This window comes from Luteibacter sp. HA06 (assembly GCF_054061215.1).
In genome coordinates, this window is the sequence record NZ_JBSSDZ010000001.1 from 3,423,772 (window position 1) to 3,444,197 (window position 20,426).

21 protein-coding genes and 1 tRNA gene are annotated in these 20,426 nt (G+C 61.6%); 7 read left to right on the plus strand and 15 right to left on the minus strand.

Translation table 11 applies throughout. The features are described 5' to 3' along the window. Nucleotides 1–38 precede the first annotated feature (38 nt). The 3 genes from ACVWWJ_RS15745 to rnr are packed head-to-tail and all read right to left on the minus strand — an operon-like array spanning nt 39 to nt 3,855. Nucleotides 39–323, minus strand: coding sequence for a CBU_0592 family membrane protein (locus tag ACVWWJ_RS15745; RefSeq protein ID WP_159896236.1), 285 nt, complete (start codon nt 321–323; stop codon nt 39–41). After that, the gene (gene rlmB, locus ACVWWJ_RS15750; protein ID WP_456968624.1) at nt 320–1,066 is read right to left on the minus strand and encodes a 23S rRNA (guanosine(2251)-2'-O)-methyltransferase RlmB; all 747 of its coding nucleotides are present in this window, start codon (nt 1,064–1,066) and stop codon (nt 320–322) included. The genes ACVWWJ_RS15745 and rlmB overlap by 4 nt, the downstream gene beginning before the upstream one ends. Next, on the minus strand, nt 1,063–3,855 hold the full coding sequence (rnr, locus tag ACVWWJ_RS15755; protein ID WP_456968625.1) for a ribonuclease R: 2,793 nt from the start codon (nt 3,853–3,855) through the stop codon (nt 1,063–1,065). The genes rlmB and rnr overlap by 4 nt, the downstream gene beginning before the upstream one ends. A 120-nt stretch (nt 3,856–3,975) precedes the next feature. On the opposite strand from rnr, the gene ACVWWJ_RS15760 reads away from it, so the two are divergent. The 3 genes from ACVWWJ_RS15760 (at nt 3,976) to lptA (ending at nt 5,284) form a co-directional block, all read left to right on the plus strand. Beyond that, nucleotides 3,976–4,060: transfer RNA gene (locus ACVWWJ_RS15760), tRNA-Leu, on the plus strand. Beyond that, nucleotides 4,051–4,287, plus strand: coding sequence for a hypothetical protein (locus ACVWWJ_RS15765; protein WP_456968626.1), 237 nt, complete (start codon nt 4,051–4,053; stop codon nt 4,285–4,287). Before ACVWWJ_RS15760 ends, ACVWWJ_RS15765 begins: the two co-directional genes overlap by 10 nt. Before the next feature lie 475 nt (nt 4,288–4,762). Further along, nucleotides 4,763–5,284 carry a lipopolysaccharide transport periplasmic protein LptA gene (gene lptA / locus ACVWWJ_RS15770; RefSeq protein ID WP_456968627.1) on the plus strand — a complete coding sequence of 174 codons (522 nt, stop codon included), beginning with the start codon at nt 4,763–4,765 and terminating at the stop codon, nt 5,282–5,284. 159 nt (nt 5,285–5,443) lie between these two features. Here the strand turns inward: lptA and ACVWWJ_RS15775 are convergent, their stop codons facing one another. The 3 genes from ACVWWJ_RS15775 to ACVWWJ_RS15785 all read right to left on the minus strand — a co-directional run bounded on the left by ACVWWJ_RS15775 (nt 5,444) and on the right by ACVWWJ_RS15785 (nt 8,283). After that, entirely contained in the window at nt 5,444–6,091 is a 648-nt protein-coding gene (locus tag ACVWWJ_RS15775) for a dihydrofolate reductase family protein (protein ID WP_456968628.1), read from the minus strand. After that, the gene (locus tag ACVWWJ_RS15780) at nt 6,084–6,767 is read right to left on the minus strand and encodes an aspartate/glutamate racemase family protein (protein ID WP_456969723.1); all 684 of its coding nucleotides are present in this window, start codon (nt 6,765–6,767) and stop codon (nt 6,084–6,086) included. The genes ACVWWJ_RS15775 and ACVWWJ_RS15780 overlap by 8 nt, the downstream gene beginning before the upstream one ends. 70 nt (nt 6,768–6,837) lie before the next feature. Beyond that, nucleotides 6,838–8,283, minus strand: coding sequence for a DUF1254 domain-containing protein (locus ACVWWJ_RS15785; RefSeq protein ID WP_456968629.1), 1,446 nt, complete (start codon nt 8,281–8,283; stop codon nt 6,838–6,840). A gap of 214 nt (nt 8,284–8,497) precedes the next feature. Between ACVWWJ_RS15785 and ACVWWJ_RS15790 the strand changes: the two genes are divergently transcribed. Both ACVWWJ_RS15790 and ACVWWJ_RS15795 read left to right on the plus strand, forming a co-directional pair. Next, entirely contained in the window at nt 8,498–8,674 is a 177-nt protein-coding gene (locus ACVWWJ_RS15790) for a hypothetical protein (RefSeq protein ID WP_456968630.1), read from the plus strand. Nucleotides 8,675–9,127: 453 nt separating this feature from the next. After that, on the plus strand, nt 9,128–9,328 hold the full coding sequence (locus ACVWWJ_RS15795) for a hypothetical protein (protein WP_456968631.1): 201 nt from the start codon (nt 9,128–9,130) through the stop codon (nt 9,326–9,328). Between the two features lie 28 nt (nt 9,329–9,356). Here ACVWWJ_RS15795 and ACVWWJ_RS15800 read toward each other — a convergent pair whose 3' ends face one another. After that, a complete protein-coding gene (locus ACVWWJ_RS15800) occupies nt 9,357–9,812 on the minus strand; it encodes a hypothetical protein (RefSeq protein WP_456968632.1) in 456 nt (151 codons plus the stop codon). Nucleotides 9,813–10,030: 218 nt separating this feature from the next. Here ACVWWJ_RS15800 and ACVWWJ_RS15805 point away from each other — a divergent pair, with 218 nt between their 5' ends. Next, nucleotides 10,031–10,633, plus strand: coding sequence for a pentapeptide repeat-containing protein (locus ACVWWJ_RS15805; RefSeq protein ID WP_456968633.1), 603 nt, complete (start codon nt 10,031–10,033; stop codon nt 10,631–10,633). A gap of 5 nt (nt 10,634–10,638) precedes the next feature. Here the strand turns inward: ACVWWJ_RS15805 and ACVWWJ_RS15810 are convergent, their stop codons facing one another. The 7 genes from ACVWWJ_RS15810 to ACVWWJ_RS15840 all read right to left on the minus strand — a co-directional run bounded on the left by ACVWWJ_RS15810 (nt 10,639) and on the right by ACVWWJ_RS15840 (nt 16,664). Then, nucleotides 10,639–11,316: a hypothetical protein gene (locus ACVWWJ_RS15810; protein WP_456968634.1), complete on the minus strand. Its 678-nt coding sequence runs from the start codon at nt 11,314–11,316 to the stop codon at nt 10,639–10,641. 58 nt (nt 11,317–11,374) lie between these two features. Beyond that, complete coding sequence (locus ACVWWJ_RS15815; RefSeq protein WP_456968635.1) at nt 11,375–12,154, minus strand: LytR/AlgR family response regulator transcription factor; 780 nt, start codon at nt 12,152–12,154, stop codon at nt 11,375–11,377. Between the two features lies 1 nt (nt 12,155). After that, entirely contained in the window at nt 12,156–13,247 is a 1,092-nt protein-coding gene (locus tag ACVWWJ_RS15820) for a sensor histidine kinase (RefSeq protein WP_456968636.1), read from the minus strand. A gap of 19 nt (nt 13,248–13,266) precedes the next feature. After that, nucleotides 13,267–14,475 carry a family 16 glycoside hydrolase gene (locus ACVWWJ_RS15825; RefSeq protein WP_456968637.1) on the minus strand — a complete coding sequence of 403 codons (1,209 nt, stop codon included), beginning with the start codon at nt 14,473–14,475 and terminating at the stop codon, nt 13,267–13,269. Nucleotides 14,476–14,651: 176 nt separating this feature from the next. Next, the gene (locus ACVWWJ_RS15830; RefSeq protein WP_456968638.1) at nt 14,652–15,050 is read right to left on the minus strand and encodes a nuclear transport factor 2 family protein; all 399 of its coding nucleotides are present in this window, start codon (nt 15,048–15,050) and stop codon (nt 14,652–14,654) included. Between the two features lie 27 nt (nt 15,051–15,077). Then, a complete protein-coding gene (locus tag ACVWWJ_RS15835; RefSeq protein WP_456968640.1) occupies nt 15,078–15,698 on the minus strand; it encodes an NADPH-dependent F420 reductase in 621 nt (206 codons plus the stop codon). A 24-nt stretch (nt 15,699–15,722) separates the two neighbouring features. Then, entirely contained in the window at nt 15,723–16,664 is a 942-nt protein-coding gene (locus tag ACVWWJ_RS15840) for an SDR family oxidoreductase (RefSeq protein WP_456968641.1), read from the minus strand. 127 nt (nt 16,665–16,791) lie between these two features. On the opposite strand from ACVWWJ_RS15840, the gene ACVWWJ_RS15845 reads away from it, so the two are divergent. Next, a complete protein-coding gene (locus ACVWWJ_RS15845) occupies nt 16,792–17,244 on the plus strand; it encodes a winged helix-turn-helix transcriptional regulator (RefSeq protein ID WP_456968642.1) in 453 nt (150 codons plus the stop codon). Between the two features lie 27 nt (nt 17,245–17,271). Here the strand turns inward: ACVWWJ_RS15845 and ACVWWJ_RS15850 are convergent, their stop codons facing one another. Continuing rightward, nucleotides 17,272–20,412, minus strand: coding sequence for a S41 family peptidase (locus ACVWWJ_RS15850; protein ID WP_456968643.1), 3,141 nt, complete (start codon nt 20,410–20,412; stop codon nt 17,272–17,274). Nucleotides 20,413–20,426 lie beyond the last annotated feature (14 nt).

The window sequence follows — 20,426 nt, forward strand, 5'->3', positions numbered from 1 at the left end:
GTGTAACCCCTCGCTGACCCGACGCCTTTACGGCTACGTCAGGGCAGCGTATCGGGCGTGATCACGGCCGCCCTGCGTGCCCGCACGCCACGGACGATGCCGTAGACGCTGATCAGGAACCAGGCCATTTCCTGCAGGAACGCCGGCAGATTGAACATGCCGAAGATCAACGAGAGCAGGATGCCGAAGGCGCCCACCAGGTTCATCACCTGGTAGGTATAACCCTGTCCCGACAGCTTGTGCGCCTGGAGCAGCAGGAACGCGATCAACACCAGTGCCACGCCGACCAGGCCGGCCCAGTCATGCCACAGCAAGCTGCTCATCGCTTCGCTCCCCGCTGCCTCAATGCCTCGAACAGAACGACGCCGGTGGCAACGGAGACATTAAGGCTCTCCATGCCGCCGGGCATCGGGATCTTCGCCACGAAGTCGCAGGTGTCGCGCGTGAGACGGCGCATGCCGTCGCCTTCGCTACCCATGACCAGGGCGACCGGACCCTTCAGGTCCATGTCGTAGATCGACTTATCGGTATCGCCATCGAGACCGGTGATCCACACGCCGGCGTCCTTGAGCATGCGCATGGCACGCGCCAGATTCGTCACGGCAATGACCGGGATCAGGTCCGCACCACCGGCCGACGCACGACGCACGGTGGGCGTGATGCCGACCGCGCGATCCTTCGGGACCACGACAGCGGTGACGTTCGCCGCCGCCGCGCTGCGCAGGCACGCACCAAGGTTATGCGGATCCGTCACGCCATCGAGCACCAGCACCAGCGCATCGGCGCCGGCTGCTTCGAGAAGCGGCGGCAGATGCGTTTCGTCCTTCAACGGCGGCGTCTGGTACAGCGCGATAACGCCCTGGTGGCGAGCTTCGCCGCCGAGCTTCTCCAGCTGTTCCTTGCTCACCGGCTTCAGTATCAGGCCGAGCTTGCGAGCCAGCGCGGCGATTTCCAGCACGCGCGCATTCTTCGAGTTCTGTTCGACCAGAACTTCACGGACACGATCCGGGTCGTTGGCGAGAGCGCCCTCGACCGGATTGATTCCTACGATCCACGACTCACTCATGCTTCTGGCTTGCTCCTGGGTTTACGCGTCCGACGCCTGGCCGATTTCTTGGCCGGTGCCGGTGTTTCCGAAGTCGTCGCCGGGGCTTGCCGGCTTGGCGTCTTCGTCACGGCCGTCTTCTTGGCCGCCGTCTTCTTAGCGGTGCTCGTGCGTGCGGGCTGTTCGCCACCACGCGCGGGCTGCTCGCTCCGTGCCGACCGCTCACCACGTGGCGACCGCTCGCTACGGGCAGGCTGCTCTTGCGCCTGTGCCGGGTTACGACGACGCGGCGGCCTCGACGACTGCTGCTCACTCGCGGCGGGCTCGGCCGCACGACGACGCGATGCCGGCGCGGGGGCCGGATGTTGCGCTGCCGGGGTTTCGACCGCAACCGGAGCCTTGGTCTTCTTGCCGAAGATGCTGTTCATCGCCTTCTTCGCCGCACGGCCGATGGCCTTACCGGCCTTAGCCATGCCCGAGCTTGGTGCCACTGGAGCGGCCACTTCGACCTTCGGCGCCGGCTTCGGCAGCTGGGCCAGACGCGCGACCAGACGGAAGTCGATCTTGCGGTCTTCGAGGCTGGCACGAAGCACCTGCACGCTCACGTAGTCGCCGAGACGATACGTGGAACCGGTGCGCTCGCCACTGAGCAGGTGACGGATCGGATCGAACTTGTAGTAATCGTTCGGCAGCTGCGACACGTGCACCAGACCGGAAACGCGCGACGCCGACAGTTCGACGAACAAACCGAACGAGGTCACGCCGGTGATGGTGCCAGCAAATTCCTCGCCGACATGCTTCTCCATCCAGGCGCACTTGAAGCGCTCATCCACATCGCGCTCGGCCTCTTCGGCACGACGCTCACGCTGCGAACAATGCACGGCCATGGCCGTCATCTGCGTGTCGCTGTAGACGTAATCGGCCGGCTTGCCCTTGCTCAGCGCATAGCGAATGGCGCGATGCACGAGCAGATCGGGATAGCGACGGATCGGCGAAGTGAAGTGGGCGTACGCATCCAGCGCCAGGCCGAAATGGCCCTGGTTCTCCGGATGGTAGATAGCCATGCTCTGCGAACGCAGCAGCACCGACTGGATCAGCTCGGCCTCGGGGCGATCGTGCACACGCTTGAGCAGCGCCGAGAAATCCGCAGGCGTGACTTCGCCCGCCGGCGGCATCTTCAGCTTGAACTCCTTGAGGAAACGCAGGAGATCTTCGTATTTCTCCGCCGGCGGCGGTGCATGCACGCGATACAGCGCGGGAATCTTGCGCTTGGTGAGGTAGCGGGCCGCCTGCACGTTCGCGGCGATCATGCATTCCTCGATCATCTTGTGCGCATCGTTGCGATCCGATGCGCCCATCGATTCGACGTCACCCGCCGGACCGATACGGAACTTCACTTCCGGTGTTTCGAAATCGATCGCGCCGCGACGCTTGCGCGCCTTGGCCATCACTTTGTACAGGCGATGCAGGGCTTCGATATGCGGAAGCACGTCGGAGATTTCCTGACGCACATCGGCGTTGCGCTCGCCTACCGCCTGCCAGACCTTGTTATAGGTAAGGCGCGCGTGCGAGAACATCACGGCATCGTAGAACTTCGAACGCGTGACCTCGCCTTCCTCGTCGATCTCCATGTCGCAGACCATGCACAGGCGTTCCACCTTGGGCATGAGCGAACAGATACCGTTCGACAGCGTCTCCGGCAGCATGGGGACAACAAAGCCGGGGAAGTACGTGGAGGTGCTGCGGTTGTAGCCTTCCACGTCCAGCGGCGTGCCGACGGGCACGTAGTGCGAGACGTCGGCAATGGCGACCACCAGGCGGAAACCGCCATCTTTCAGCGGCTCCGCGTAGACGGCATCATCGAAGTCGCGCGCGTCGTCACCGTCGATCGTGACCAGCGGAAGCTTGCGAAGATCGACGCGACCCTTGCGTTCCTCGGAGGTGACCTTCGGCTCGACTTCTTCGGCCTGGCGGACCACCTGCGGCGGAAATTCGTGCGGCAGGTCGTGGCTGGCGATAGCCATCTCGACGACCAGCGACGGCTGCAGGCGCTGGCCGAGGACGGCGCGGATCGTGCCCATCGGACCGCGGTGCGGTGTCGGTGGATCGGTGATCTCGACGACCACGATCTCCCCGGAGTTGGCACCGGCTTCGCGACCCGCGGGGATCATGATGTTCTGGTGCAGGCGGCGATCGTCCGGCTCGACCAGGGTCACGCCGTTTTCGATAACGACACGACCGACGAGGCGCGGCGAGCGGCGCTCGAGCACTTCGACGATGGCACCCTGGCGGCGGCCGCGGCGGTCGATACCGACCACGCTGGCGAGCACGCGGTCACCGTGGAGCACGCTGCGCATCTGCGCGGGCGACAGGTAGAGATCTTCTTCCCCGCTCTCGTCCGGACGCAGGAAGCCGTAGCCCTCGGCGTTGGCGATGACCCGGCCCGGAATCAGGCTCAGCTTCTGCGCCGGGGCGTAGTCGCCCTTGCGGTTCCGCAGCAGCTGGCCGTCACGGACCATGGCGCCCAGGCGCTTGCCTAGGGCATTGATCTCGTAATCGGTGAACAGGCGCAGGGCGTGGGCGATGCTCTCTTCGGAAAGCAGCTCGCCGCGATCGTCCAGGAGCGCGAGGATGGCCTCGCGGCTGGGAATGGGCTGGTCGTAAAGCGCAGCTTCCCGGTCGGCATGGGGATCGACCACGGCGGAACCCGCCGGGCGATCACGATACTTGTCCAGCGCCTTGCCGGGGCGGCTGGCCTTGGGTTTACGGGGACCGCGATCGGCTCCCGAACCTGAGTTTTTCTTCGTCACGTAAGGACCTTTGAAGGTGGATGCGAAATAGTTTCACATCCTGTGTGCAAAATCGTTGACAAGTTTCCCGGACCTACCTAATCTACGCGGCTCACGGGACAGCGATGCTCTGTGACACCTGCCCAGGTGGCGGAATTGGTAGACGCACTAGTTTCAGGTACTAGCGGGTAAAACCGTGGAGGTTCGAGTCCTCTCTTGGGCACCAATTATAGACGAAGCCCCGCAGCGATGCGGGGCTTTGTTGTTTCTGGGGTTCAGAAAGGTTGGTTATCGAGCCGGATCGGGGCATTCGACGAACAGCATGCGGCCCGGATGGTGCTCTCGCACGGTGCTGACGGCGTCGTCGACTTCGACGGAGTCCTGCGGGTCGAACCAACCCATAAACACCGTCAGACCTCGGCCGAGCGCTTCGCGACCTCGCTGACGCAGTGACAGATGAGTTACGGCTCGAGCTTCCCTTCGTCCAATAGGTACTCGACGGCGCTTTTCTCAATTGCTACTTCCAAATCCCGATGCTCTATCGGTCCGGTTTCAAGACGTCGGGCAAGAGCCTGCGCGATGAGGCTCGTATTCCGGAAAGTAATCGGAAAGTGCCTGGACCGAAGATAGAAGAAAATGTAGTTCTGCATGTCCCAAGGCACGCCTCTCCAGGCCGAGTCCTCCAAAGTGCCTGATCGCTCGCTTGACATTGACCCCTCCGTGATCCGTAAGCCTCGCGAAGCAAAGAGTGAGCCAGTACTCACGCAGAGCCAATTCACCAGGAAGAACGGTGTCCGCGGACAATTTTCACCGGACAACCGGACACCTCCTTAGCGCGTCTGGATGATCCATGGTATTACCGTCCATGCCTGTGCTGATGATGCCGTTGTTGTCTCGGTGAAGCTCAAATGCCATTGGAGGGTGTCTCTTGAACTCAACACTTAGACTCGTCCTCACGACCTGTTGCATAGGCGTTGTTCCTGCGATCGCATCGGCGAAGTCGAGCGACCGCTCACAACCGCTTCAAGTCGACGGTTCATCCACCTCAATGTTTCAGGGTCCCAACACTAAATCGATCGTTAGCGGGCAAGTCAAAATTGTGCAGGGCACGATCCTGGTCACCGGCGACACCGCGGAGTTGTATGCGGGGCCTGATTCCCGCATCGCGCGAGTAGTGGTTCTAGGCAGGAAAGCGCACATCGAGCAACAGGACGAGAAGGGCCAGTTGCTCAAGGCGGACGCAGATCGTGTCGACTACGACCTGACAACCGGGCGCGCGGTATTGACCGGCAGCGCGCAGGTTGTCAAAGCTGGCTCCATGACAATTACTGCGCCAAAGGTCATCTACAACACCGACGACTCAACCTGTCAGGCAGAGGGGAACGAGCGCGAGGATGTGCACGTTACCCTGCTTCCGAAGTCCGGGCCTTCCGCAAGCACTCCGCCATGAAAGAACCATCCGACTCGAAACCCATCGTCATGGTTGGAACGCACACGCCGCCAGTCACGGATGCAAACCATGAGCACTTTCGGCACTTATGCTGCTGACGGGTAGCGTCTGCGCGCTTCTACGTGGCTCGGGATGTCATTCCTGGTCCGGCCGGTGACCCTAACCAGTTTTCGCGAGCACGATATGCGTCGCCCGCTCCGTCGGCACATGCTCAACCGTCCGATATCCCATGGCATGCAGATCAAGCCCACTGAAGAGCGCCTCCCCCTGCCCCAGAACAACGGGCGCAATCGCCAGATGAATCTCATCCACGTGGCCGGCCTGGATGTACTGTCTCACTGTCTCGGTGCCGCCACCAATCTTGATGTCCTTTCCGCCAGCAGCCTCGCGTGCCTTCTGTAAGGCGACCTCGATGCCTTCGGTAACGAAGTGAAACGTCGTCCCACCCTCCATCTCGATGGAAGATCGCGGGTAATGCGTCAGGATGAAGGTCGGCGCGTGATACGGCGGGTTGTCGCCCCACCAGCCCTTCCACTCATCGTCCGGCCACTCGCCACGGATGGGCCCGAACATGTTGCGACCGAGGATGAAGGCACCGAAGCCGGCCATCGCGCGCCTTGCGAAATCGTCATCGGGGCCGGTCTCACCATCGTTCTTCCCCTGCATCTGACGAAACGTCAGCGTCGGGAAAAACCACTGGAAGAGCTCCGGCCCGCGCAAGCCAAGCGGCTGATCCAGACGCTGATCGATGCCCGCGGCGAAGCCATCAAGCGACACGCCGAACCCGGCAACTTTTACTTTAGTCATGGCCCACTCCAGCGAAATCCAGCGCAGCTTCGCAATGAATCAGTGTCGTGTCGAAGACGGGGACGGATACGTTCCCCTGGTTGAGAAGCATACCTACCTCGGTGCAGCCAAGGATCACCGAATCCGCACCGCGCTCAACGAGCCGGGACGCGATAGCGATGTACCGTGCTTCGCTCTCCGGCGTCGTCACGCCGCGGCAGAGCTCCTCGTAGATGATCCGATGCCCCTCCGCGCGGTCGTCGGCATCAGGAACGATGGGGTCGAGGCCCGACGCGGCCAGGCGGTCCAGATAGAACGACTGTTCCATGGTGAACGCAGTGGCGATCAGCCCGGGTCGGCGCAGGCCCTTACGTCGTACCGCCTCTGCCGTCGCGTCTGCGATGTGCAGCAAGGGAATCGACACTCCCTGCATCATCGGGCCCGCGAGCTTGTGCATCGTGTTCGTCGCGAGGATCAGGAACGCCGCCCCTCCCCGCTCGAGGGCCTTCGCCTCCGCGTTGAGGATGTCGCCAGCCTTGTCCCAGTCGCCCGTCGCCTGCAAGGCCTCGATCCCCGCAAAGTCGAGGGACCGAATGAGGAGTTCCGGCGAATGAAGGCCCCCGAGACGCTTGCTCGTTAGCCGACACAACTCACGGTAGTAAATCTGCGTGGAGGCGGCGGACATGCCGCCAAGCATCCCTATCGTTTTCAACAGACCATCCCCACTCAAGGTGCTGGAACCCGAAGGGTAGCAGCGCCAGCGGAGCCTAGGGAGAGGTCGACTGGATGTCGGTCAGGCGCCAGGTCTTTTCCATCAGCGGCTTTCCTGGCCCATAGAAACGGAACAGGATTTCGAACTGGCCTTTGGGGTCTGTCGGAATCCAATTGGATTTGCCGACTGGCGGTGCCTTCGGTCCGAAGAACAGGTCCACTGAGCCGTCGGCGTTCTTTTTCAGTGCCGGGTTCAGTGAGGATCGACTAGCCCACGGCATCTCGCGGATCAGAGTATGTGTGGCGCGGCCGTATGCCGTAACGGACCAATACTGCGCAACGGGCACATTCGCTGGCACCGTAAGCCGGTAGTTACCGCCACCGTTCAAGGCGCGCCCCTCGCTGTCCTCGATAGCCAGAAGATAGAACTGCCCCTGCCCCAGATGCTTTGCGCTGAAGAACGCCCACGAGTATGCCGTACCCCGACTATCGACTGAGTAGCTGTCGGGGCTGATGTAGTTGGTCATGATGCCTGTCATGAACTCAGGCGAGACCGGTAATGCCCAGTGCGTACCGTCGAAGAAGGGTGGCACGAAATCCGCTTCATAGCGGGCTTCGAGCCACGCGTGCGCGGTGGAAACACCTCCTTTCATCGCATCCTGCGTCGCCTGATCAGGCATGAATGCCTTGCCCTTCTCGATACCAAGGCTCTTCAGCTGATCGATCATGACCTTGTCGCGGGTGAGCCACGGTTCGCTCTGCACCATGCGATCCAGTGACTGGAAGAAGCGCAGGTCGTAAGGGATCGAAGCGTCGAAAAGGTCGTTCCTGAGGTCGACGAAGACAGTCGGCGGCGGGTGTGCCGCCTGCGAGAGCGGATAGATCTTGATCCGCTTCGCATACTTCACGGCCCTGGCAACATCCGCGACGCTGTCGCTTTTCAGCGTTGAGCGCAAGAGTGCGTAGTTGCTGTTAGTCCCCGAAGGCATCGGAATGTATCCCTCGGGAATATCGCCTTTGTAGTCAGGCGGAAGGACGAGGTATTTGCCGCCTTTCCCTTTGTCGACTCCCGCCGGACCGACATCCTCGATCGCCGTCTGCCAACAGTCCATGATGCTGCCGTTGATAACGCCGCCATCAGCGGGCGGAATCTCGACGACCACCGGTCCGACATCCTTGGTGCTGATGAATGGCATCAGGTAGATGGTGTCGGGATTAGGCGTCAGCGTCTGGTTCTTCCAGTCCGATGGACGCGACCAGTAAACGATCTGGTTCGGCTTCGCGTTATTGCGAAGCGCCGCCTGATACATCAGGTCGTAGTTGACAATGGGCATGCCCCAGATCACGGCCTCCGCGGCCCGTGCTTCCAGCACGCGTCGCTCGATGTCACTCGCGTCAGCTGCCCCCTCACCAACCGGGGCAGGACGGCCCTCTCGCGGCAATACGAGTAAGGCCATGCCGCACAATGCCGCAAAGCAGGCAATCGCAGTCTTCCGCGCCATCTCTGTATCTCCAGAACAGCCACAGTGGACGTTCGGGACGAGATTGCGTCCGTAAACAACCCTTCGAAAGCGCAAGGCTACGCGCCGGGGCTACGTAGAGTTACCTAGCCCCGCTTGTGGTGAGCGAAACGAATCAATAAAATCATGAGCTTAGCGACGCTCAATCGCGTCCGCTCCGGCATGCCCAGGCATCGCCCCTCCAAGGAAAAGAAACTTGAAACCATCCTCACGTCTGCGCCAGGAATGGCTCGGTAACGTGCGCAGCGACAAGAATCGTGAATGCATGGGCCAGGGCATCGCCAATGTAGCGACCGGCTTCATCGGCAGCATGGCCGGCTGCTGGTGTTCAAGTTCCGCAGTGAAGGGAAGCAGGTCGAGGTGGTGGGGATGAATGAGGCCAGTGCGGGACTGGTCGGGAAGCTGGGAACGCACCATAAGGCGGGCGCTGCCGATATGCCCGCGGTCCACTGACCGAATGCGTCTTCCTTGGGGCGACTAAGCTGATCGCCGCCCTGGTCGCCGGTCAGTCACTGAACAACCTGACAGCCGTTGCAGCTCCTCCGTGAACGGCTTCCCACAAGGAACATCACTTCCGATGCGATGCCTGACACCCGACCGGAGCACAAGAGTGAGCACGGTGTCGTTCCGGTCTGCACGCCTTTCAAGGTCAGCAATGTCCGCGTAAGCAACGTAACGCCGGCATCGCCATCCGAACCGGACCCCCGACTGATCGAGGCGAACGCCGAAGAAACTTCGAATCAGGACGAAAAGTGTGCCGAGCAGCCCGAAGAGTGCCATCGGCCAAGTCTGGTCTCGCGCTTCGTGATGATCGACCGCGAAAGCCATGAGCGTCGCAAACGAGGCTATTGAGAAGAAAAGCAAAACAATCCATCTCGGCGACTTAAGCTCACCGGTCGCCCCGAACAGCTGCGCGTTCTGGCTTTTCGTGCGCGAATTCTTTAGCGCAACATACGTCACCAACGAGGTGCATGAAAACAATAGTGCGATGGCCAGGCTGTTTGTCATCCGTACATTCACTCTGTAAAACCGTATTCGAGCATCTTGCCGGTTTGCTAATCCACCGCATGCACACGAAGCCAGCGGCCCTTTTTGATGAAATAGACGTCCGCCACCGCTTCTAACTCGCCGAACCAGAATCCTGCGCAATCGCTAGCGATATTTTCCACCGCACCTGGCGATGGTTTGAAAGCATAGGCCTCTGTATGCGAATAGGTGCCCGGCTTCGCCACGTCGACAAATAGATTGACGACCGGTGCATTCGACGACTCAAGCCCATTCACCTTGAAGCCGCCGGGTGAATGCACCGCCACAATCAGGCGATAACCCGGCGCCGCCTTCTTAGGCAGGATAAGCACAAAATCGGACCGTCCGTCGCCGTTGAAGTCAGCTCTCGCGATCAGCGGACAGGTGGACCCGCCTTCCCCGGGGACCTTGCGACGCGCTGACGGCGAGTCAGTCGTCAGCGGAAGCCCCGCGTCGTGAAAGCGTTGCGCGAGTTCCTGACCCAAGACAGCCGGAACCATCGCGGCGCAAGCGTCCGTCGATGTCCCTTGGGGGGCTCCGAAACCTACAACCGCCAAAAATAACGAATACATATCCCCCCTTGGTCGTCGCCACTTCCCTTCCACATCCAGTATAGGCAAATGTTCCGCTCGGATAGGAGGACTTTCCTTGTTCGGGTCTAAGTCCGGACAATGGCCCCGAGCCCGCCGAGGAAGAATCAAGAATGAGCAACGTGATCGGCGAAGAAAAGGACTTCTACCTGAAGACCTTCCAGGGCCTCGACCACGCCGAAGGCATGATCGCCTCGAAAACCTTCGAAGAATGCACCTTCGTGAGTTGCTCCTTCAGCGACGCCCAGTTCGACCACTGCAAGTTCATCGAGTGCACGTTCCGCTCGTGCGACCTGAGCAACGTCAAGCTCAACGCCAGCAAGTTCCAGTCGGTGACCTTTGAAGAATGCAAGGTCATCGGTGTGGACTGGACGCGTGCGGACTGGCCGCGATACTCGGCGCCGGCGAAGCTCGCTTTTCGCAAGTCCATCGTGAACTACGCGTCGTTCTTCGGGCTCAACCTGCAAGAGCTGGTGCTCGAAGAGTGCAAGGTTCGTAACGTCGATTTCAGGCAAGGCGACTTCGCCCGCTCGAACTTCACTTACTCCGACTTTGCAGAAAGCATGTTCGGTGGGACGAAGCTTCAAAGCGCCGACTTCAGCGAAGCCACGAACTACGTCATGGATATCCGCGAGAACCAGCTCAAGGGCGCACGCTTCACGCGGACCGAGGCATCCGGACTTCTGTATGGGCTGGGCATCGAACTGGTGGACTGACCGTTTCAGGCCATCGAACGGGACATCGTCCTCATCGCACCGTTTTCGTAGTAAACCACGCCATTGGCGCTTGAATGGCTCACGAATTCGGCGACAAACGCCCGCCCGATATCGTCCTGGTCCACCGTGCCGAATCCACCCGGAACCAGGCGCCCAAGCCACGCCACGTAACCGGGCGTGTGAACATTGCCCGCGATAATGCCGGGACGAAAGATTGCCAGGCGCTTGAAGCCGACCGCTTCAACGGCAGCCTCCTTCAGCCCCATAACGCGTACGTAGCGAAACCGGCTTTTCGGCGTGCTCCCGACGGCTGAAAGCAGGGCGAAGTGAGTGATCCCTCCGGCATGGCAACCTCGGGCAAAGCCTCCGACCACACCCACCTCGAGAGCCTTCAGCTCTTCCTCGCTCCATTTCATACTGCCTGTGCCCACACCGACGCAGGACGCTGCGTAGACGGGATCGCCTTGCGCAGCCAGGTCATGAACGAGCCGGGCGACTTCCCATTGAAAGCCTTCCGATTTCGTGTCCAGAACCACCTGTCGGACACGCGAGCCCGGGACTGGGGATACCTCCCGACGATTGACCATGACCACTTCGACGCAAGATGGCTCGGCAACGAGGGCACGCACCACCGCGGCACCGACCTGCCCTGTGCCACCGATGATCAAGACTCGGAACGCCATGGCTGATTTCACTTTTGAAAGAGAGGCCACCCCATCCTACGCGCGATCGCACGCCCGATCACAACGCCTGCCCCAGCGCAGCCTCCAGAAGTGCCTTATACGTACGGCTTACCCTGATCCGCTGTCCGTGACGAAGCACTGCTTCAAACTCACCGTGCGATATCGCCGCCAGATGAACGATGCTGTCCACGTTCACCACCGCCGACCGATGCACGCGGACGAAGCGCTTAGGATCCAGCCGGTCGACCAGCTCACTCAATGCCGCCCGGTGCACGATCTGCTGCTTCCCGACATGCAACGCTACGTACGCACCAGCGCTCTCGATGCAGTCAATGCTCGCCACCTTCACGAGTTCGGTCCGCCCCTGGTCCTTGACGGCGATCTTGTCCAGCCAGGTTTTCTCTGCCCCGCGCCTTTCCAGTATCCCGACAAGACTTTGCCCGAACGCACGCAGGCTCAGGTCATCCAGACGACCCTTGGCACGTGCCAGCGACGCCTCGAAGCGCTCATCGCTATACGGTTTGAGCACGAAGTCGAGCGCGTGCAACTCGAACGCGCGTACCGCGTGCTGGTCAAAGGCGGTGACGAACACGGTGATCGGCATACGTGATGGGCCCACGGCTTCGATGACGTCCAAACCGCTCAAGCCAGGCATCTGCACATCCAGCAGCACGAGGTCCGGATGCTCCCGCTCAATCATGTCGACCGCCTGGAGCCCGTCGGTTGCCTCGAGTACGCGCGTGATCGCGGTATCGCGGTCGAGCACTTCCCGCAGCCTTGCGCGTGCATGGCTTTCGTCGTCGACAACGAGTACGCACAGGGACTGGTCCTTCGTCATGTCACGCAAACTCCTTGCCGCTGGTCTGTGGAAGCGTCACTTTGACGGACGTACCACCACCAGCGCGACGACCTATCTCCAGACCTGCGTCCGGCTCATCGTGAAGCATGGCGATGCGCTCCCGAGTCACGGCAAGGCCGAGTCCGCCTAGCGGTTCCGTCCACTCATCGGGCAAGCCTACGCCGTTATCTTCGACAACAATCGTCAGAAGGTCACCCGCCGAACGGGCAGTCACGGTCACGGTGCCGCCCTCCACACGCGACGACAAGCCATGCCGCACGGCATTTTCGACCAGTGGCTGCAGGATGAGGCTAGGCACCATGGCGCGTCGTTCCCTTTCTGGCACGTCGATCACCACGTCGAGCTTGTCGCCGAACCGGATTTTCTGGATCGCGACATAGTGGCTCAACATCACGATTTCGTCGGCCAGGCGAACCTGCATACGCCTGTCCGGCTCGAGGGAAAGGCGTAGCAGGTCGCCGAGGTGCTCGATCATCTTTCGCGCCATCTGCGGCTCACTGACCACCTGCGCGGATATCGTGTTCAATGCGTTGAAGAGGAAGTGAGGGTCGAGCTGCATGCGAAGCGTGTTGAGGCGGGCCTCGGAGAAGCTGCGCTCGAGCCGCTCCAGCCGCAGTTCGGCGGAAAGATACTCCCGGCTGTAGCGGATCGACCGCCACCCGCCAACGATCAGAAGGTAGACGAGCACGCTCCACAAGAAGCCGCCGTGGATCACGCTCCGCACCGGACCCGTGGCGATGATGTCCGACCACGGTCCAACGCCAAGCAGCGCGAGTAGGACGGCATCCACGTAAACGTAGGCGACAGTCATGACCAGGTCCAGCACCGCATGAGCCGCGAAGCGGAGTGCCGGCTTCTCCATCGCAATCGGCAGGCGGTTGTCGACCGCGATAATGGCCGGTACGAGAACGCCCCATGACCACCAGTCCCCAAGCGAGGTTCTCAGGACAACCGTCCAGGGCGCGGCCTGAGAGAAACGTGGCAACGCGAAGATCACGCCGACAAGTGTCCAGGCAAGGAAGGCCAGCAGGATCCGGACCGGCCTGCCGGGGTGAATCGATGATGTTTGCATGCCTGCCAAGCCGGATTCCTCACATACCGCCAATGCCATCCGCATCACGCATGCGCATCAGCATGCCCCAACCGAAGTGCTGCGCACCGCCAGCAAAATTATCGTCCAGTGCCACGACGATATGGTTGCTGCCCTTGCGAAGTGGAAGGTCGAACGAGCCGTTGGTCAGCGACAGGCGACCGTCGGGCTCCTTGCTCGCCCCATCGACACCGTAAAGGTTCTTGCTCGCAAATACTCGCTTTCCGTTGACGAAGACCCATACCTCCCTCGTCCAGCCCATGTCGACATGCTTGGTCTGGGCATGATCGGACTCCACCGTGGTCTTCAGCCAGATACCGGTAATCGACGGGCCTGTCTGCGCGGCACCATACCAGCGGGTCAGATTAATGAGCCCGCCGGGGTCCGGCACGACCGGCGTCCACGTTGCCGCTTCCGCCGGAACCGAAGCGTAAGTGGGGTCCACACCCGTTTTTTCCTGAAGCGTCGCGTCCATGCGGGAGGGCATGACGAAGGGCGACGAAGCCAGCCAGTGGCTGATATACCGACGATCTTCTTTCGCCGGGTCGCCTGCAGGCTCGGCGGACAGTCCCTCCGTTTTGTCCGGAGTGATGGTCAGGTTCGCGTACGAAGCCGGACCGTGCAGCCTTATCGAACCGTCGGGAAACCCGCCAACCAGGGCCCCGATCGCCAGGGAGGGCGACGCCGACCCGTTAACGAAAACATTCATTCGCCCACCCGAAACAACCAGCTTGATGTGGTTCCAGTCATCTTGCTTGATGGGTGCATGCGTCTGGTATTGACCGTACAGATCCCATTCGAAGACGTGGTACGCCGTCGGCATGTACTGGATGCATTCGTCGGAGGTGGCGCAATCGGGGCTGGGTCGAAAGTACACGGCATCCGCCAATTCGCCGTGCTGGCGGAATGTGATGCCGGTGATCCGGCTGCCGACAAACTTCATATCGAACTCGACGGTGCCGTTGCCGAAGTCGCCCTGCTTCAGCTCCGCATAGCCTTTCGTGACGACCACGATGTCCTGCTTGACCGGGTCGTGCGCGAAGGCCGCATCCCCATCGACTCTCCATCCGTCGGCCGTCATCGGGATCCGGGACAGCTCCGAGGCCGATGCCGTCAGGGGCGCCCCGACGATCACGCCCAGGAGCAAGGCGCACTTGAAGAGAGGGTGATGCGACGTCTTGAGCGCTAGCTCGGGCGCGTGATCGGGCATGGCGTGTTTTCCTTTCGCGAAGAGGCTTACCTGGCCGCGAATCTAGAGGTCGCACCCAGCGTGCTCCAGCGAAATGGATTCAACAGGTCGCCCGACGTGCCGAGGCGGATCATGGACCGCATGACCCGGCAGCCGCCGCGCCTCCCTTCTCGTCACGACGCACCCCGGCGTCGACGCTACGTTGCGGACGCGCGGGCCAGAGCCTGCGTGTCGATGTACTCCCGGATCTTCGCGAGCTTGCCGTCCCGAACCGTGATGGCGAAGACCCAGTCGTCCTCGAACGTCTTGTTCGTGGCTTTGATCTTGCCCGTAGCGAACCCAACGACCAGAACGCGATCTCCCTGTGCGACATACTCGGGAGGCTCCGGGAAGGATGTTTCCACCGTTTCCGAAGCCTTCCGAAGAAACGCTCCCAACCCCGCGTGTCCACGGTGTGTGCCGGCCAGCGGCCAGCCGTCTCCAGGAATGATCCATTCGATGTCTTCAGCCGACAGCGCCAGCAGACCTTCCTTGTCTCCGCGGTCGAGTGCTGCAAAAAAGTCCTTTACCACCTGGACGTTGTCGTTCGTGTTCATTGAAGGGTTCTCCGTTGCGCTGCTGATTCAGCCGATATCGACGTTCAAGGCAATGTCAAAGCTCCCGGCACCGTTCTTCGCCAAACCGATAAGCATCAGGCCGATCGCCTCGAGTGTCGCAGCCATGGGCAGCCCGCCGATATCGAGCGGACGCAAGCCGAGGCTCGCTATGAAAGCGGAAACACGTGCCTTCGCATCCTGATCGTCAGCTGCAATGAACGCGTCGAGGCGCTCGCGCTTCGCAAGAACGGGCCCGAACAACGTATTGAACGCCTTCACGACATGTGCGCTGGCAGGAGCGGCCTTGGCGATCTCCTGTGCACCTGAACTGCCAGCGGGTGTCACGAGGCTCGTCGCGTCGGCCGAGACCGGGTTGGTGATGTCGATGATGATCTTGTCTTTGAGCGCGCTGCCGTAATCGGCTACCACCGCCGCGGCACTGGTGTACGGCACCGCGAGGATCACGATGTCGCCTGCCGGCGCTGCGCCGTAGGTCCCCGTGGTCGCTCCGGAAGCGAGCTTGTCGGCAAGTGCCCGCGCTTTGGTCTGATCGCGACTGACGACTTCCACGACGTGTCCGGCCTTCGCGGTGCGGCCACCGATCGCAGCGGCCATGCCGCCCGAGCCAATAATGGTGATGGTGCTCATATGCAGTTCCTCTTGGGTTGGGAATCAGGCGGCAGGAAAGTAATGACCGTTGTGCAGGTCGTCGAGCAGACCGGGTTGCCTGGGCTCCCAGCCGAGCGTCTGGCGAGTGATGCGGTTGGAAGCCGGAAGGTCGAGCGTGACCAGATTCGCGAGGAATCCGAAGTATCCCGGTAGCATCAAGACATCCGCGGGGATGCTGACGGCCGGCAATCCCAGCCGGCTACCAAGCGCTTCGGCGATATCGCGGAAGCGGATGCCCTCGCTCTCGACGCCGTGCCAATATTTGCCGGCCTCTCCTTTCTCCAATGCCAGGCGAAACACCACGGCGAGGTCGCGGGTATGCACGGCGGGCCAAAGGTTCTCGCCCTTTCCGGGGTAGCCGATAACGCCCTTCTCCTTCGCAAGCCCGATAAGTATCGGGAGAAAGCCAGCAGCATCGGTCGCACTGTGCGCGATGGTAGGAACCCGCACGATCGAAGACCGCACGCCCCGCTGCGCAAGACCAATCACGGCGAGTTCCACGACGTTACGAACGCGCAGCGTGCCTTTGTATTGTTCGCCGCCCGGCAGCGCGGGGTCTTCTTCCGTGGCGGGACGGCCAAGGCCTTCCCATCCGGGTGAACCGATGCTGCCCGCCGCGACCAACGGCTTTCCGCTGCCGGCAAGCGCTTCGCCGTAGGCGAGCATGATCTGGAGTTCCGCAGCGGCGACGGCGTCGATTCCGCCGGAAGGAAGCAGGTCCTGCCTGTGCGCAAGGTGGATAACACCGTCGGATGCAACGGCCGCTGCCTTGAGCGTATCGAGATCGGAGATATCCCCGCGATACACCTTTGCGCCAAGCGCGAGCACCGCTGCCGCAGACTCGTCCGACCGGGCCAGGCCAGTGACCTCGTGTCCGGCGGCGATGAGCTCGGGGATGACGTACGAACCGATATGACCGGTGCCGCCAGTAACCAAAACGTGCATGTGGGTGATCCTTTTGAAGACAGAGAGACGAAAGGTCTTCAAACGATGCTAGTCCTATTCACTTGCTTAAAACAAGTGACATGACGAAATTTAACTTGCTGAACGCAAGTGATGTTAAGATTCGGTCATGAAGACGACGAGCAAAGAAAGCCTCCGGTCCCACTGCGCGGTGAACTACGGCGTGGAGGTCTTCGGCGACCGTTGGTCGCTCCTGATCATTCGGGACATCGTTTTTGCAGGCAAGAAAACGTACGGCGAGTTCCTGAAATCGGAAGAAGGTATCGCCACCAATGTCCTCGCATCGCGCCTCGCCTTTCTTGAGGAGCAAGGCATTCTCTCGAAGACGCCCAGCCCCGATGACGGCCGCAAGGACATCTACACGCTGACCGAGAAAGGGCTGGATCTCATCCCCGTCACGCTCAGCATCGTCTTATGGAGCGCAAAGCACGATTCGGATTCGTACGTGCGCAAGTGCAAGGAACTCGTTGCCCGGCTGAATCGAAATCCGGTCAAGGTGGGCGAGGAAGTGAAGGCAGTCGTCCGCAGCGGCGGATGCATGTTTCCGGAGAGCAAGACATAGTCGAGTGCACCGGGGAACACGCAGCAGTCAATGTGTCCACGCGCCCGATTTTCTGCACGTAGCCACCGCATTGGCGTGCAACGTCGGCATGAGTTCCTTCACTGCCCGCTCCAACTGCGCGTCGCCGCTCCCCACCGGATCGTTATCGATCTCGATGTCAGGGTGAGTGCCTTCGTTCTCGATAATGCGCTGGCCTTGCGGCGTCAGCAGCACATCCTTCGGTACGTTGGCCGAGCTGCCATTCATCAGCGGCCACGCGCCGAGGATGCCGCGCACGCCACCCCACGTCCGCGTGCCGATGACCGGGCCTAAGCCAAACTCGCGGAAGAAGTAAGGAAACTGATCGCCATCCGATGCCGAGTAGTGGTTCACCAGCACCGCCTTCGCACCGATCTGCAGGCCGTCGGGCATGCTCTCGCAGGCCATCTGTCGATTGACGAAGATGCCGGCCAGCGGTCGACGCAGGCGCTCCAGCATCAGCTGACTGGTGAAGCCGCCCGAGTTCCAGCGCACGTCGAAGATCAGGCCCTCCTTGTCCTGTTGGGCATAGAACTGGTCGATGAACTGACTGGTCCCCAGCTCAGCCATGTTCGCGAGATAGATGTAGCCAATGCGGCCACCGCTAAGCCGGCCCACTTCTTCGCGGCTGCGTTGCATGAAGTCGAACCGGCGCAACGCCAGTTCGCTCTCCAACGGACTGACGACAACGTTACGTGGCGTATCCGTCGCCTTCGCTGCCAGGCTGAGGGTGACGTTTCCCGAAACTCCGGCGAGCAGCTCATCCGGATTCCGCGGAGCAACCAGCGGGATGCCGTTGATCGCCAGCAGGTAATCGCCATCGCGCGCGTCGACGCCAGGTGCCTTCAGAGGACTGCGCAGCGTCGGCCGACTGTTGTCACCGGGAATGATGCGCGCTATCCGGTAGCGCCCGGCAGCCGCATCGAGGGCCAGATCGACACCCAGCAGCGCCTCGGCCTCGTGTGGCGAGGCGTCCTTCGCCCCGTTGTAATACGTGTGCGAACTGCCGACCTCGCCCTGTAGTTGCCCAAGCGCGTAGTTGAAATCGGAGCGGGACCCGAGCAACGGCATCATCTTCCTCATCGTCACGCGCACGCGCGCCCAGTCCGCACCGTCCATCGTCGGGCTGTAATACATGTCGCGCTGCAGCCGCCAGGCGTTTTCGAGCATCTCGCTCCAGACGTGCTGCCAGACGACGCTGCCGCGCATGCCGGTCAGGTCGACTTTGGTGTCCTGACCTGACCGTCGATCCAGCAGGTGGTACGTTTTCCCCTCGAGATACGCGACGGTCCCGCCGTCATTGGTGACGTCCACGCTATCCGCGCCCGTCTGCACATCACTGGCCCTGCCCGTGGCGAGATCGATACGGATCAAGCGCGCTTCCTCACCTTCAAGATGACCCTCTGGCGTTGCTGTCGGCTTGGCAACCACGAACAACCCACCGCCCCGTTCCCCGATCAGGTCGTAGGCCCCGCCCGGCAGGTCCAGGGGCTCGGCGTCGTCCATTCGCACCTGCCCATCGCGAATCGGCGCCCGATAGATGCCTGCCGAGCGCACGGCCACCATGTCGACCTCGCGGTCGGACATTACCGGTTGGCTATGACGGCTCGATTGAAAGAACAGCGCCGTGCCGTCGGTGGCGAAACGTGGTTGCCAGTCGCCGAACATCGGCGAGCTCAACACGTGATCCTGTGACGTCGCGACGTCGAAGATGTGCGTCACGTGTTGACCGTTGGCACCGAGCACGCTGTAAGCCACCTGCTTGCCATCCGCGGAAAACGCCGCGTCACGGATTTCGGCCGCGGGGTCGGACGCGATGCGCACGGCGGAGCCACCATCGGCGTGAAGCAACCAGAGACCGTGGCTCGCATCGGCGACCAGGAGTAAGCGGCCGTCGCCCGACCAGGTGGGCATGTAGTAATACCCGGAGTGCGTACGGGTAAGTGGCGTTTCTGCCGTGCCATCCAGCCGGCGAACGACGACCTGCTGCTCGCCGGAGCGGTCGGTGACGTAAGCGATCGAACGACCGTCGGGTGAAAAGACCGGGTGATCCTCGTCGATACTGTCCGTCGTCGTCAGGTTCGTCGACTTTCCTGCCGCATCGACACGTACGATATCGCCCAGCGCTGAAAAGACGATCGAACGGCCATCGGGAGCGACGGCGTAGTTCCGCTGTCCCGTGACGTCACCAGCACGGATCGATGTCGACAGATCGACTGCCTGGGCCCGGGTCGCCATGCCGTCGTCAGGCACATCAACCGTGACCTCGTGCGCTGCACCGGCGGCAACATCAAAGACCCAAAGCTTGCCCGCTTGCTGGAACGCGATGCGTCCGTCGCCCAGAGATGGGAAGTCGATGTCCTGGTCGGTGAAATGCGTCAGCTCCCGTGCGTTTCCGCCGGATGTATCCATAACCCACAGGTTCGCATGTCGCGACGGGTCACGATCTGAAAGAAAGTAGATGTTCGAGCCAGACCACATCGGGAAGGCATCCGTGCCCTTCCAGTCCGTCAGGCGCTGGACCTGGCCGCTGTGGAAGTTGAAGACGGAGATATCCGGTGCCAGGCCACCGTCGTAGCGCTTCCAGGGACGATATTCGGTATAGGTTCGCGTGATCGCGGCGGCCGCTCCGTCCGGACTGTAGCTGATGCTCACGGCATCATTGAGGGCGTCACGCGTCGGCATGCCGCCGTCGACGGGCACCTGCCAGAGCTGTGGTTGGCTTCGCGAGATCGTCGTCTTCCGAGAGAGAAACAGAATACGTTTTGAGTCAGGGCTCCAGGCCACCACGCGGTTGTTTGGACCTAACCACGCCGGAACCGACCCCGACACGTCTGCCGACCAGGTCAGGCGACGCACGGCTCCGCCCTTGGCAGGCATCACGAATACATCGTCGTTACCCCGCTGACGCGCGGTGAATGCAATCCAGCGGCCATCCGGCGAATAGCGAGGGCCGACCGGCTGCCCGGGCGCGTCGACAAGCTTCGTGGCCGCCCCACCCTGGGTCCCCACGGTCCACAGGGCATCCCTGGCGACGAACACAATGGCATCGCCATAGACGTTCGGGTAGCGGATCAGCGTCGTCGTCGCCGTCGAGCAGGACGCATAGGCCGCCAGAGCGGCGCCAAGGAACGCGAGGCAGGTGCGCAAACGGGTTCTCCAGT